This is a genomic window from Mycobacterium sp. HM-7, assembly GCF_053852335.1.
In genome coordinates this window covers 1,039,901-1,053,184 of sequence record NZ_CM132657.1, presented here as the reverse complement: position 1 = coordinate 1,053,184, position 13,284 = coordinate 1,039,901, and the positions used below count along the sequence as shown (strand labels likewise).

Here is a 13,284-nt window from a genome sequence, read left to right as displayed (position 1 = left end):
CCCGGTCTGCACAAAACACTGCCAGTTACTGCCAGGCACTGCCAACCGCAGGTCAGCGCCGTGAAGCGTTCAGGTCAGCGTCGACACCGGGGTACCGCGCAAGTCGGCGGCGATCACGCGGGCCGCCGCGTTCTGCCAGTTGTGCAGCGACCGCTGCGGCACCTCGGTGACGAACCACTGCCAGGCCTGGCGCGCCACGGGATCCAGCCCGGCCGCCGTCGCGTTCTGCGCGTACGCCCGTACCCCGACGACGTACGGGAAGTACAGCGAGTTGTAGTGGCGCCACTGTTCGGTGGTGCCGAAGTCGCCGGCGTCGCGGGGTTTGAGCGCCGCTATCCGGTCGGCCAGCAAATCCTTGAGTTCGTTGGCGCGCTCGAGCGGCTGGTCGGGGGCGCCGCGCCGGGCCAGTCTGTCGTCGATCACGGGCAACGTCGTCAGCGGTGACGCGACGAGTTTGGACAGGTCGGCGTAGTGGCCGAGGGCGCGACGAGTCAGCCGGACGAAGGTCTCGTCGTCGATGTGGTCCAGTGGGTTCGTGGCCCGCAGCGGCAGGGCCGCCTCGGTACGACGCAGCGCGGCGCGGTCGGCTCGCAGGCCCGGTTCGCGCGCGAAGGCCAGCCGGTCCAGCAGCCCGGACAATGGATCGGCCAGCACGTTGATGGCGATCGCTACCGCGAGGCTGGTGAACAACAACACCATGAGCGCCAGGTGCTCACCGGTGACCGCCAGGCCGATCAGCACCTGACCACCGAACAGCACCGCCACCGCCATGCTGCCGACCAGCGACCGGCGCATACCCGCGCGCAGCGCCTGTCCTTCGTCGAAGGCGTCCCACCACGCCACCGCGATACCGAGCAGCAGCACGTCGAAGGCGGCGGACGCCAGCACCAGCCAGCTGGGCAACAACCCCAACGGGATCAGCAGAATCGCGTTGCCGAGTCCGAAGAACAACGTCGCCGCCACCACCGGCGGCACGATCTTGCGCGACGACGCACCGCGGCGCAGCCGCCGCACCGCCAGCACGAGGGCGCCGAACGCCGACAGGGCGATGGCCCCGACCATCACCCAGTGCCCCGGTCGCAGCGGCGGGTGCACACCACCGGAAATCCCGGCTCCGACCAACGCGATGGACGCCACCACAGCGACGACGAAGAAGCCCCACCGGCTCCGCGCCGAATCGACGGGCCGGGACAACTCGAGCAGCACGGTGAGCCAGGCGATGCCGGGCAGCACGGCCAGGTACGCCTCGATGTGACTGAGTGGGCCGGTCGGTGCGTCGCCGGCCAGCCGGATCGCGTCGACCGCGACCACCACGGCGAAGCTGCACAGTCCGAACGCCGACCACGCCAGCATCGGCTTGCGGGGATCGCGCGCGAGCAGGTACAACCCCAGCCACCAGCTCAGGGCGAAGACCACTGCCGACAGCGCAGCCATGTCTTCAGTTTGGCACGAACGCTATTTTCCGTAGCGACGGTTTCGCAGCGCGTAGTCGCGCAGTGCCCGCAGGAAGTCCACGCGCCGGAAGGCCGGCCAGTGCGCGTCGGTGAACCACATCTCCGAGTAGGCGCTCTGCCACAACAGGAATCCGCTGAGTCGCTGCTCCCCCGACGTGCGGATGACGAGGTCGGGGTCGGGCTGGCCGGAGGTGTAGAGGTTCTCCGAGATGGCGTCGACGGTGACCGACTCGATGAGCTCCTCTGCCGTCGCACCGTTGGCCAGTGCCTTGCTCAGCAGGGTGCGGACCGCGTCGGCGATCTCCTGGCGGCCGCCGTAACCCACGGCGACGTTGACGTGGAACGAGCCGGCGCCGCTGCGCTCGGCGGTCGACTCGACGGCGTCGCGCAGCCGCTTGGCCGGTTCCTCACCGAGCAGCTCCAGGTCGCCGACGGTACGCACGGTCCACTGCTTGTCGGGCGCACAGATCTCTTCGACGACGTCGGTGATGATCTCGATCAGCGGCGCCAGCTCCTGCGGGTCGCGCTGCAGGTTCTCGGTGGAGAGCAGGTAGATCGTCGCCATCTCGACACCGGCCTGCTGGCACCAGCGCAGCACTTCGGCGATCTTGGCGGCGCCCATGCGGTAGCCGTAGCTGACGTCGTCGTGACCTGCCTCACGTGCCCAACGCCGGTTTCCGTCGCACAGCACCGCAATATGGCGTGGCAGTTGCGCTTTCGATTGCGCAAGCTCCTGGCGCAGCCGCAGCTCATAGAGCCGGTACGCCGGTTCCTTGAGGCGCGGAGGAATGATGTCCACGAGAAACCAGACTACTGTGGACTTCTGGGTATCCCATGACTGTTAGTGGAGGACCGTCGCAGTTGGAGGAACATTGACCGCTCCGAGCAATACAGATCCGGCTGCCACCAACCCGGCTCCTGCACCGTCGAACATGACCAAGCCCTACCGCGCTGCCGCAGTGCTCCGCCACTCGGATTCGCTGCCGGACGTCGTGGTGGAGAGCGTCGTCGAGTTCTTCGGCAAGCCGCGCGCACGTGGCTGGATCCACGTGTACTCGGCGGTGGTCGCGTTCTTTGCCGGTGCCGCACTGGTTTCGGTGTCGTGGGCCATGCAGGGCACTCGCGCGGGTTTGGCGACGTTGCTCTACACCTTCACCATCGTCGCGATGTTCACCGTCAGCGGCACGTATCACCGGGTGAACTGGAAGTCGGTGAAGTCGCGCACCTGGATGAAACGCCTCGATCACTCGATGATCTTCATCTTCATCGCGGGCAGCTACACGCCGTTCGCACTGCTGGCGGTTCGCACCGACGGCTGGCTGCTGTTCTGGATCGTGTGGGGCGGCGCGCTGGCCGGGGTGGCCCTCAAGATGCTGTGGCCGACGGCGCCGCGCTGGCTCGGCGTGCCGCTGTACATCCTGTTGGGCTGGGTCGCGGCCTGGTTCATCGGCCCGATCCTGGAAGGCGCGGGCGTCACGGCGGTCGTGCTACTGATCGTCGGCGGCGCGCTGTATTCGATCGGCGGCGTGCTCTACGCGCTCAAGTGGCCCAACCCGTGGCCCCGGACGTTCGGACACCACGAGTTCTTCCACGCCTGCACCGCGGTAGCGGCCATCTGCCACTACATCGCGATGTGGTTCGCCGTCTTCTCCTAGGGATTTGTGCACGATTTTCCGCGGTAGGCGCGGAAAATCGTGCACAAATCGCTAAAGCTGGGTGACGTTCGCGGGGCCCCAGTACGCCTTCATCGACGTGATCTTGGCCTCGGCGTCGAAGTTCATGGTGCTGATGATGTCGATGCGCATCGCGCTGTTGACGGTCAGGGTCCAGTAGAACGCGGCCTCGTGGCCGCAGACCCGCAGCGTGTGCAGTTCGTGGGAGTTCTTGGTGCCCGCGATGTTCGAGTAGAAACCGTGGATCGTCTGACGGCCGACATGCACCTCACCACCGACCGGGTCCTCGATGGCGGCATCGACGGCGTACAGCTCCGCGATCCCGTCTGCGTCGGCGACGTCGACGAGGTCCAGGTAGCGGTTGACGTTTTCGGTGATCTGCTCAGCGCTGGGCATGCGCCGCACGCTACACGGCCGCGCCGAGGGCAGCGGCGAGGTCCCCCGCCGTCGTGACCGGAAGGTTGCACACGTGGCCGCGACAGACGTACGCGGCGTCCTGACCGTTCACCCGGCCGCGGCCTTCCAGCAACGTCGACGACCCCTCCGGACCGCCGACGACGACAGCCCCGCCGGGAGCGAATCTGCGTGCCGCACCGAGCAATTCGGAATCCGGGTCGGCGCAGGCCACCGCGATCTGGATGGGGCCGCGGACGGCCGCTTCCGTGACCGCCAACCAGTGTCCGCCGCCGCGCGGCGAGCGGGCCAGGATCGGGGTCGCCGAGGCCAGGGTGGCGGCAGCCGCATTGATGTATCGCTCAGGCTCGGCGGCCAGGTGCGCGAACGTCAGCAGCGCCTCGGCGACCAACGACGCGCCCGCCGGCGTCGCCCCGTCGACCGGGTCCGCGGGACGCACCAGCAGGGCCTCGGCGTCGTCCGCGGTGTCGAACCAGCGACCGCCGCGGTCGGGGTCGGTGAAGTGTGTCAGCGCGGTGTCGAGCAGTCCGTGTGCGGCGTCGAGCCATGACTGCTCGCCGGTCACCTGATGCAGGGTCAACAAACCGGTCGCCAGGGCCGCGTAGTCCTCCAGGATCCCGACACTGTCGCCGACGACGCCCCCGAGGCTGGCCCGGCGCAACCGGCCGTCGACCAGATGCAGGTCCAGCAGCCGACGCGCGCAACCCGTTGCGGCATCGAGGAATTCGGACTCTCCGAGCGCGACGGCGGCTTCCGCCAGGGCCGTGACGGCGAAACCGTTCCAGGCGGTGACGACCTTGTCGTCGCGACCCGGTTGCGGCCGCAGTTCCCGCGCGGCCGTCAACTTCGCACGGACCTGCTCGAAGCGCGCGGCGTCGTCGGGGTCGGCGAGCAGCTGCAGCACCGAGCTGCCGTGCTCGAAAGTCCCGGCCGCGGTGACCTCGAAGAGTGAAGCGGCCCAACGGCCGTCATCGTCACCCAGTACCGACACCAGCTCGGCGGGCGTCCACACGTACGTCAGGCCCTCATGCCCGGCGGTGTCAGCGTCCAGCGACGAGACGAACATACCGCCGTCACCGAGGCCATCGATGATGAACCGCGCCGTCTCGACGGCCACCTTGCGCGCCAACGGGTTTCCCGTCAGCCGCGCCCAGTGCGCGTACACCCGCAGCAGCAAGGCGTTGTCGTACAACATCTTTTCGAAATGCGGCACCACCCATGAGGCGTCCACACTGTAGCGGGCAAAGCCGCCCGCCAGTTGGTCGTAGATGCCGCCACGGGCCATCGCGGTGCAGGTACGTTCCACCGCGTCGAGTGCGGACCCGGTGCGTTCGTGGTGCCGCAGCAGGGCTTCCAGCAATGCCGAGGGCGGGAATTTCGGGGCTCGACCGAAGCCGCCCCGCGGCAGGTCCTCGTCACGCAGCACCGCGGCGACGGCGTGGTCGCACAGTTCGGGAGAAGGCGCGGGGCCGCCGGAGGGCAGCCCGGACGACATCTTGCGGAGCTCCGTGGCGATCTGGTCGGACGCGTCTTCGACCTCGGCCCGCCGGTTCCGCCAGGTGTCGGTCACCGCCGAAAGCAGCTGCAGGAAGCCGGCTTTCGGATAGTAGGTCCCGCAGAAGAAGGGCCGGCCGTCGGGCGTCAGGAAGCACGTCATGGGCCAGCCACCCTGACCCGTCATCGCGACGGTGGCACTCATGTAGATCGCGTCGAGGTCGGGTCGTTCCTCCCGGTCGACCTTGATGCACACGAAATTGTCGTTGGCCACCGCAGCGACATCCGAGTCCTCGAAGGACTCGTGCGCCATCACATGGCACCAGTGGCAGGCCGCGTAGCCGATGGACAGCAGGATCGGCACGTCGCGGGCGGCGGCCTCGGCCAGCGCCTCCGGTGTCCACTGCTGCCAGTGCACCGGGTTGTCGGCGTGCTGGCGCAGGTAGGGGCTGGTGGCGGAGCCGAGTGCGTTCACCGGGCGCCGATCAAGCGGTGAGGTACGAGCCGCGATGAGAAGCCCGGTGCATCAGACATTGCCATCTCTGGAGTCTGACCCAGCTTCCGGCTTGCCCGCATCCTCGTGCCCAGCATCGGCCGTCGGCGCATCGTGCGGCACGCCGCCGACAGTCCCGTCGTCGACCGCCTGATCCGGTTCGGGATGCGCGGGGTCGAAGGACTCGGGCAGCTTGCGCAGGTGCCGGTTCATCGACCAGACCAGGGCCACCACGGCGATCAGCAGGATCAGCGTGATCACCAGCCCGGCCGGGCTGGCCTTGCCGAAGTCGGGACCCGTCTGGCGTGGGCCCTCGGCCAGCAGGATGGTGAGCGGAACAGAAATCACAGCGATACTCCCGTGAACAGATCGGTCTCGGGCAACGTCACCGGAACCCTGGATCGGGCCAATTCGTACTCCTCGGTCGGCCACAGCCGCTGCTGCCATTCGATGGGCGCGCGGAAGAAATCGCCGTTCGGGTCGATCTGCGTGGCATGGGCCAGCAGCGCTCGGTCCCGCTGCTCGAAGAAGTCGGCGCACTCGATGCGGGTCGTCACCCGGTTGGCGAAGGGATCGTGCTCGGGGTCCCAGTGCTGCAGCCACTTCTCGAACGGCCCGACTTCACCGTTCTTGGCGAACTCGTCCTGCAGCAGCTGCATGCGCCGGCGCAGGAAACCGTGGCCGTAGTACAGCTTCGAGATGCTCCAGGGCTCACCCTCGTCGGGGAACTGCACATGGTCGGCGGCCGCTTCGTAGGCAGCCATCGACACCTGGTGCGTGCGGATGTGGTCGGGGTGCGGGTAGCCGCCGTTCTCGTCATACGTGGTGATCACGTGCGGCCGGAATTCGCGGATCACCCGGACCAGCCGGCGGACGGGCTCTTCGATCGGCACCACCGCGAAGCAGTCGTCGGGCAGCGGTGGCAGCGGATCGCCCTCGGGCAGCCCGGAGTCGATGAACCCCAGCCAATGGTGCTCGACACCCAGGATTTCGGCCGCCCTCGCCATCTCGTCGCGGCGGACCTCGTGGATCCGGCCGTGCACCTCGGGCAGGTCCATCGCCGGATTAAGGATGTCGCCGCGCTCGCCGCCGGTCAGCGTCACGACCATGACCCGGGCGCCGTTGGCCGCGTACTTGGCCGTGGTGGCCGCACCCTTGCTCGACTCGTCGTCGGGGTGCGCGTGCACCGCCATCAACCGCAGTTCGCTCACGTGTGCCTTACCTACTGTCTCTACTCGGTGGGACAACTCGATGCAGTCCAACCATGTCGCTGGGTTCTATAGTTCCAGTCCAAGTAATCCGAACCGACCGACGGGGCACCCAAAGCAGCCATGATCGAGCGTCCGACCGCCCGCTACGGGCAGCAGCGCCTGTCTCGGCTGACTCGTCGCCGCCTGGCGATCGGCCTCACTCTGCTCATCGTCGTGGCTGGTGTGGCGCTTGCCTTCGTCGGTTTCCAGCGCCTCGGGACGTCTCCGGTCAAGGGTGAATTGAGCACCTACAAGCTGGTCGACAACGAAACGGTGGCGGTGACGATCTCGGTCACCCGCGAGGACCCGGGCCGGCCGGCGGTGTGCATCGTGCGGGCCAGGGCCCTCGACGGCAGCGAAACCGGGCGACGCGAGATCCTGGTCGCACCGGCTCAGGCCAAGACGGTCCAGGTGACCGCCGTCGTGAAGTCGGCAAAACCGCCGGTCGTCGGGGATGTGTACGGCTGCGGCACCGACGTTCCGGGCTACCTCGTCGCGCCCTGACCCCGCCGCGCCGACCATCCATCCGGCGAACTCCGAACTGCGAAATCATGACGGTTTGGAGACGCCCAAGTGGTACGCTTGCTCAGTACACGGTTCCGACTGGGGCCGTGTATTGCTGCATTAGTGGGCACTTGCTGGCACCTTCCGGGGGACCCAGAACCTGGCGATGTCCTCGCGATCGCAGCACCGCCGGCCCCAAGCAACGGGGCAACCCCGGACACAACGCCCGGGCATACACGCACGCTTACAACGACAGGAGAGCAGCAGATATGACCGATACCCAGGTCACCTGGCTCACCGAAGAGGCATTCGAGCGCTTGAAGGCTGAGCTCGATCAGCTGATCGCCAACCGCCCGGTCATCGCTGCCGAAATCAACGACCGTCGCGAAGAGGGCGACCTCCGCGAGAACGGTGGCTACCACGCGGCCCGCGAAGAGCAGGGCCAGCAGGAAGCCCGCATCCGTCAGCTGCAGGATCTGCTGAGCAACGCGAAGGTCGGCGAGGCACCGAAGAAGTCCGGTGTGGCGCTGCCCGGTTCGGTCGTCACCGTCTTCTACGACGGCGACGACAAGGACACCGAGACGTTCCTCATCGCCACCCGCCAGGAAGGCGTCACCGACGGCAAGCTCGAGGTGTACTCCCCCAACTCGCCGCTCGGCCACGCGCTGATCGACGCGAAGGTCGGCGAGGAGCGCAGCTACACGGTGCCCAGCGGCGCCACCGTCAAGGTCACGCTGGTCAAGGCCGAGCCCTATCACGCCTAGTCCCGCCACGGCCGGCCCGACCGGGCCGGCCACCGGCTGACCATCCATGGCTCAGATCGCCGAGGACCTGTATCTGCTGCTCCTGGACAATTCGTCCGCACAGCCAGGTCTGGATCAACCACGTCGGCACCGGGTGTTGTCCGGCGCCGTCCTGCTGGACCTGGCGTTGGCGTGCCGTATTCGGCCCGCCGCGCCGGGTGACAGCGCACCCGACGGACACTTGGTCGCCCTCTCCGGCGACGACGCCGTCGACCCGGTGTCCGCGCCGGCACTGGAACTACTTCGTCAGCGACCACGACGACCCGCCGCCGCATTGTCCAAACTGCGCAAAAACACCGAGAGCGGTCTCATCGACCAGCTCGAGCGCGCCGGGCAGTTGCGTCGGCAGCCGTTGGGCGGCAACAGGTTCCGACCGCACTACGCGTTGCCGCTGACGGACCGGGCGCGGGTCGGCCGGGCCCGTGCGGAGCTGCTGTCGGCGTTGTTCGACCGCAGACCCCCCGCACCGGCGACGGCAGCCATCGTGACGTTGCTGCACACCGTCGACGGTCTGGGCTCGCTGATGAGCCTCAACGACCGCGGCTGGCGGTGGGTACACGCCCGCGCCGGCGACATCGCGAGCGGGCATTGGGTCAACGAATATGAGACCGGCGTTGCCGAGGTGAACCTCGCCGTGACGGCAGCCGCGGTGCGGGGCGCACTCGTCTGACGCCGAATCGCCGGTTATGACACGATTTTCGTGATTTCCGTGCGATAACCGGCCACTCAGCGAATCAAGCCAGGGCCTGCTCCAGGTCACCGATCAGGTCGGCGATGTCTTCGATGCCGACCGACAGCCGGACCAGGTCGTTCGGCACCTCCAGCTGCGAGCCCGCAGTCGACGCGTGCGTCATGGCACCCGGGTGCTCGATCAGCGACTCCACCCCACCCAGCGACTCGGCGAGGATGAAAATCTCTGTACGCGAGCACAATTCGCGCGCCGCCTGCTCTCCGCCGCGCAGCCGCACCGACACCATGCCGCCGAAGCCGCTCATCTGCTTGGCGGCCACCTCGTAGCCCGGATGACTCGACAGGCCCGGGTACAGCACCGTCGCGACGGCCTTGTGGTCGTTGAGGAATTCGGCGACCCGCAAGGCGTTTTCGCAATGGCGCTGCATGCGCAGCGGCAGCGTCTTGAGACCGCGGTAGGTCAGGTAGGCGTCGAACGGACCCGGTACGGCGCCGGCGCCGTTCTGCAGGAAGGCGAACTTCGCGTCGAGCTCCTCGTCATTGGTCACCAGGGCGCCGCCGACGACGTCGGAGTGTCCGCCGATGTACTTGGTGGTCGAGTGCAGCACGATGTCTGCCCCGAGCGACAGCGGCTGCTGCAGCGCCGGTGAGGCAAAGGTGTTGTCCACCAACACCTTCACCCCCGACGTCGCGCCGATCTGCACGATGGCCGCGATGTCAGCGATGGACAGCAGCGGGTTGGTCGGCGTCTCGACCCAGATCATTCGGGTCTTCGACGTGATCGCGGCGCGCACCTCGTCGAGGTTCGACAGCTGTGCCGGCGTGTGCGTGATGCCCCACTGGGTGAAGACCTTGTCGATCAGCCGGAAGGTGCCACCGTAGGCGTCGTCGGGGATGACGATGTGGTCGCCTGGACGCAGCACGGCGCGCAGCGCGCAGTCGGTGGCGGCCATGCCGGAGCTGAACGCGCGGCCGTGGTTTCCGCCTTCGACGGCGGCCAGCAGCGTCTCCAGCGCGGACCGCGTCGGGTTGCCCGTGCGGGCGTACTCGAACCCGCCGCGTAGCCCGCCGACGCCGTCCTGTGCGAACGTCGAACTGGCGTAGATCGGGGTGTTGACGGCACCGGTCTGCGGGTCCGGCCGGAACCCGGCGTGGATGGCCCGAGTGGCCGGGCCGTACGCCCGGTAGTGGTCTGCCTGGCTGCGCTGCTCACTCACAGGCGCCAGCCTAGTGCGATCCGGTCAGCTGCGAAGCGGACGGCCTTGGGGATCTTTGACCGAGCCGGTGAAGATCATGATGGCGTCGACCAGAGCCCAGAGGCCGACACCCATCAGGATGAAAATCCCGATGAAGAGGATGGTCGTCAGCCAGCCGACGATGCCGAGGCACAGCTGAGCGATGGCAATGTTGGTGTATCCGAGATAAAACCGGCCGACACCGAAACCCCCGAAGAACAACTGCAGCAGGCCGGCGGTCACCTTGGACTTGTCCGACAACGGCATCCCCGTCATGGGGTCCCGGCCGTACGGCGCAGACGGATCGAGTGCATACACCGGCTGGCCGTACCCTGCGGGCGGGAAGCCCTGCTGTTGCGGGTAGCCCGGTTGTTGGGGGTAACCGGGCGGCAGGTAACCCGGCGGCACATTTGTCGCGGCGTCGCCCTGCCCGTAGCCCCCGTAGGTGGGGTCCTGGCCGAACTGCGGCTCGCCCGGTTGCTGCTGTGCGGACCCGTGGCCGGGCTCGTACGGATTCGTCATGGAGTTCCCCCTCAGATGGTGCTGGTCCCGCTGCTGCCCACGACGAGCGCGATCAGGCCGAAGTAGAAGATTGCGATGAGCGCGAAGATCGCCAATCCGATGTAGCCGACGATCAGGCCTGCGAGAGCCATGCTCTCGCCCTCCTCACCACTCTGCTTGATCTGAGACTTGGCGAGGTGCCCGAAGATCACGCCGAGGATCGAGGTACCCGCACACGTCACCAGGCCGAGCAGCGAGCAGACGAGCGACGCGATGGCCAGCCCGTTGGTCTTCGGCACCGGCGCGTAGCCCATCGGCATCATGCCGGGCATCGGCGGCATACCTGGATATCCCTGGCCCACAGGCGGATACGGCCCGACCGGCGGCGGGTAGCCCGGGACCGGGTATCCCGGAATCGGCGGTGGCGGCGGAAACGGTTCGGGCGCCGGCATCGACGGGTAGGCCTCCGCGCCATAGGCCGGGAGCGGCGGCATCCCGTAGGCCGGCGTCGAAGCCTCCGGCTCGCCCGCGCCCTGGTTGTGTTCCTGCTCAGTCATCGTCCACCCCGTCTATCCCTGAGCGACCAGCGTAGCCGGGGCCTGCACTCGCTTTACGCGGAACTCCCGGTGTAGAACTGCACCATGACAGCCTCGCTCGACAATCTTCTCGGCACCGACGACCTGCTGAGCGCCGAGGACATCGAATTGCGCACCATGGTGCGCCAGTTCGGCGAACAGCGACTGCGTCCCTACATCGCCGAGTGGTTCGAGAACGGTTCGGTTCCGGTTCGGGAGATCGCCGCCGAGGTCGGCAAGCTCGGTCTGCTCGGCATGCACCTCACCGGGTACGGCTGCAGCGGTTCGACGGCGACGGCCTACGGGCTGGTGTGCCAGGAACTGGAGGCCGTCGACAGCGGCATCCGGTCACTGGTGTCGGTGCAGGGTTCGCTGGCGATGTTCGCGATCCATCACTGGGGCAGCGAGGAACAGCGCGAGCAGTGGCTGCCGGGGATGGCGGCCGGTGACCTGATCGGCTGTTTCGGCCTCACCGAACCGGACTTCGGTTCCAACCCTGGCGGCATGCGCACCACCGCCCGCCGCGACGGCGACGACTGGGTGCTCAACGGGTCCAAGATGTGGATCACCAACGCCTCGGTCGCCGATGTCGCGGTGGTGTGGGCCCGCGCAGAGGAAGGCGTCCTGGGGTTCGCGGTGCCCACGGACACACCGGGTTTCAGCGCCCGGGAGATGACGCGCAAGATGTCGCTGCGGGCCTCGGTCACGTCTGAATTCAGCCTCGACGACGTGCGGCTGCCCGAGTCCGCGCGCCTGCCCGGCGCCCGCGGCCTGTCCGGCCCGTTGAGCTGTCTGTCGGAGGCGCGGTTCGGCATCGTGTTCGGCGCCGTCGGCGCAGCGCGCGACTGCCTGCAGGCGACGCTCGACTACGTCGGCACCCGCACGGTTTTCGACAAGACACTCGCGGAATATCAGCTGACGCAGGCCAAGATCGCGGACATGGCCGTCGAACTCGGCAAGGCACAGCTGCTCGCGCTGCAGCTCGGCCGCCTCAAGGACGCCGGCAGGATTCAGCCCGAGCAGGTCAGCGTCGGCAAGCTGAACAATGTCCGCGAGGCCATCAAGATCGCCCGGCAGTGCCGAACTCTGTTGGGCGCCAATGGCATCACCCTGGAGTACCCGGTGATCCGGCATGCCAACAACCTCGAGTCGGTGCTGACCTACGAGGGCACGTCCGAGGTGCACCAGCTGGTGATCGGGCAGGCACTGACGGGAGTCAGTGCGTTCCGCTGACGGGGGTGCGCTTGCGCGGCGGCGTCACGCAAACCGTCTCCATGACCATGTCGGCGAAGGTCTGCCGCTTGCCATCCCACAGCGGCCACAGGTAGCCGATGATCGACAGATCGGCCAGGTGCACCGCCTGGCGCAGCAGCGACCGCGCGAAACCTATTGGTGCCCCTGAGGTTTGACCGACCACCCGGCAGCGCAGGGCAGTCTTGCCGAGACTGGCGCCGGTGCGCCCCTGACGGTAGCCGAAGTTCCAGACCAGATAGCCGACCATGAGCGCCCAGGTGACGACGAGGCTGACGTAGCCCAGCGTCGAATAGCCGTCGCCGCATTGTGCGCCGCCGTCGAATGCGGAGGTATCGCTGTCGCACACCCGATCTCGGGTGAACCACACCAGCGCCGCACCGGCCGCGGTCAGCACCAACAGCGGCAGCAGGTCGATGACGGTGGCGGCGGCGCGTCGCCACCAGGGGGCGTATGTCATCAACGCGTCGGCACGCAGACGGTCGACATGATCTTGTCCGCCAGGGTCTGCCGCTTGGCGTCCCACAGCGGGAACAGATACCCGGCGAACATCGGGACGGCGTCGACGACGTGGGCCAGCTGCCGCAGCACCGAGCGACCGAAACCGACGGGCTCGCCCGTCCTCTCGTCGATCACCTGGAAATGCAACACCCGCTTACCCAGGCTCGAGCCCGTGGTGCCCTGTAGATAGCCGTGATTCCATACCGTGAACAACACCGCGACGACGAGGCCGGCCAGCCAGACCAGCACGCCGGCGACAGAGTTCCCGGTGACGCAGAACGGCCCGATGCTGTAGTCCGCTTGATCGGCAAGACATTTCGTCACGCGCTGGGATCGCTCGATCAGGCCGCCGACGATGATGACGAACAGCGGCGTCATCCGGTCGATCAGGCTGGCCACCACGCGGGCCCACCAGGGTGTGTAGTTCAAGTCGTCCTGTCTCATGT

16 protein-coding genes are annotated in these 13,284 nt (G+C 67.6%); 5 read left to right on the top strand and 11 right to left on the bottom strand.

Annotated elements, in window-relative coordinates:
- Positions 1–69 precede the first annotated feature (69 nt).
- Entirely contained in the window at positions 70–1,434 is a 1,365-nt protein-coding gene (locus ACWW1C_RS05070) for a hypothetical protein (RefSeq protein WP_455982431.1), read from the bottom strand.
- 21 nt (positions 1,435–1,455) lie between these two features.
- Positions 1,456–2,253, bottom strand: coding sequence for a (2Z,6E)-farnesyl diphosphate synthase (locus tag ACWW1C_RS05065; RefSeq protein ID WP_455982430.1), 798 nt, complete (start codon positions 2,251–2,253; stop codon positions 1,456–1,458).
- 133 nt (positions 2,254–2,386) lie between these two features.
- Here ACWW1C_RS05065 and trhA point away from each other — a divergent pair, with 133 nt between their 5' ends.
- A complete protein-coding gene (gene trhA, locus ACWW1C_RS05060; protein ID WP_455982429.1) occupies positions 2,387–3,109 on the top strand; it encodes a PAQR family membrane homeostasis protein TrhA in 723 nt (240 codons plus the stop codon).
- A 51-nt stretch (positions 3,110–3,160) separates the two neighbouring features.
- On the opposite strand, the gene ACWW1C_RS05055 is transcribed toward trhA, so the two are convergent.
- Genes ACWW1C_RS05055 through mca form a run of 4 tightly spaced genes read right to left on the bottom strand, consistent with a single transcriptional unit; the run spans position 3,161 to position 6,739 of the window.
- Positions 3,161–3,523: a nuclear transport factor 2 family protein gene (locus ACWW1C_RS05055; RefSeq protein ID WP_455982428.1), complete on the bottom strand. Its 363-nt coding sequence runs from the start codon at positions 3,521–3,523 to the stop codon at positions 3,161–3,163.
- 10 nt (positions 3,524–3,533) lie between these two features.
- The gene (locus tag ACWW1C_RS05050; protein WP_455982427.1) at positions 3,534–5,510 is read right to left on the bottom strand and encodes a thioredoxin domain-containing protein; all 1,977 of its coding nucleotides are present in this window, start codon (positions 5,508–5,510) and stop codon (positions 3,534–3,536) included.
- Positions 5,511–5,561: 51 nt separating this feature from the next.
- Positions 5,562–5,876: a hypothetical protein gene (locus ACWW1C_RS05045; protein ID WP_455982426.1), complete on the bottom strand. Its 315-nt coding sequence runs from the start codon at positions 5,874–5,876 to the stop codon at positions 5,562–5,564.
- Positions 5,873–6,739, bottom strand: coding sequence for a mycothiol conjugate amidase Mca (mca, locus tag ACWW1C_RS05040; protein WP_455982425.1), 867 nt, complete (start codon positions 6,737–6,739; stop codon positions 5,873–5,875). The genes ACWW1C_RS05045 and mca overlap by 4 nt, the downstream gene beginning before the upstream one ends.
- Before the next feature lie 120 nt (positions 6,740–6,859).
- On the opposite strand from mca, the gene ACWW1C_RS05035 reads away from it, so the two are divergent.
- The 3 genes from ACWW1C_RS05035 to ACWW1C_RS05025 all read left to right on the top strand — a co-directional run bounded on the left by ACWW1C_RS05035 (position 6,860) and on the right by ACWW1C_RS05025 (position 8,755).
- Positions 6,860–7,282 carry a DUF4307 domain-containing protein gene (locus ACWW1C_RS05035; protein WP_455982424.1) on the top strand — a complete coding sequence of 141 codons (423 nt, stop codon included), beginning with the start codon at positions 6,860–6,862 and terminating at the stop codon, positions 7,280–7,282.
- Between the two features lie 269 nt (positions 7,283–7,551).
- Complete coding sequence (gene greA / locus ACWW1C_RS05030) at positions 7,552–8,046, top strand: transcription elongation factor GreA (RefSeq protein ID WP_455982423.1); 495 nt, start codon at positions 7,552–7,554, stop codon at positions 8,044–8,046.
- Positions 8,047–8,092: 46 nt separating this feature from the next.
- Positions 8,093–8,755, top strand: a complete 663-nt coding sequence (locus ACWW1C_RS05025) for a GOLPH3/VPS74 family protein (protein ID WP_455982422.1) — start codon at positions 8,093–8,095, stop codon at positions 8,753–8,755.
- A gap of 64 nt (positions 8,756–8,819) precedes the next feature.
- On the opposite strand, the gene ACWW1C_RS05020 is transcribed toward ACWW1C_RS05025, so the two are convergent.
- The 3 genes from ACWW1C_RS05020 to ACWW1C_RS05010 are packed head-to-tail and all read right to left on the bottom strand — an operon-like array spanning position 8,820 to position 11,068.
- Complete coding sequence (locus tag ACWW1C_RS05020; RefSeq protein WP_455982421.1) at positions 8,820–9,992, bottom strand: cystathionine gamma-synthase; 1,173 nt, start codon at positions 9,990–9,992, stop codon at positions 8,820–8,822.
- A 24-nt stretch (positions 9,993–10,016) separates the two neighbouring features.
- A complete protein-coding gene (locus ACWW1C_RS05015) occupies positions 10,017–10,532 on the bottom strand; it encodes an NINE protein (RefSeq protein ID WP_455982420.1) in 516 nt (171 codons plus the stop codon).
- A gap of 11 nt (positions 10,533–10,543) precedes the next feature.
- Complete coding sequence (locus ACWW1C_RS05010) at positions 10,544–11,068, bottom strand: DUF4190 domain-containing protein (protein WP_455982419.1); 525 nt, start codon at positions 11,066–11,068, stop codon at positions 10,544–10,546.
- A gap of 84 nt (positions 11,069–11,152) precedes the next feature.
- Here ACWW1C_RS05010 and ACWW1C_RS05005 point away from each other — a divergent pair, with 84 nt between their 5' ends.
- Positions 11,153–12,319, top strand: coding sequence for an acyl-CoA dehydrogenase family protein (locus ACWW1C_RS05005; RefSeq protein WP_455982418.1), 1,167 nt, complete (start codon positions 11,153–11,155; stop codon positions 12,317–12,319).
- Here ACWW1C_RS05005 and ACWW1C_RS05000 read toward each other — a convergent pair.
- Both ACWW1C_RS05000 and ACWW1C_RS04995 read right to left on the bottom strand, forming a co-directional pair.
- A complete protein-coding gene (locus ACWW1C_RS05000; protein ID WP_455982417.1) occupies positions 12,303–12,797 on the bottom strand; it encodes an RDD family protein in 495 nt (164 codons plus the stop codon). The genes ACWW1C_RS05005 and ACWW1C_RS05000 overlap by 17 nt on opposite strands.
- The gene (locus tag ACWW1C_RS04995) at positions 12,797–13,216 is read right to left on the bottom strand and encodes an RDD family protein (protein WP_455984151.1); all 420 of its coding nucleotides are present in this window, start codon (positions 13,214–13,216) and stop codon (positions 12,797–12,799) included. Before ACWW1C_RS04995 ends, ACWW1C_RS05000 begins: the two co-directional genes overlap by 1 nt.
- Between the last annotated feature and the right edge of the window lie 68 nt (positions 13,217–13,284).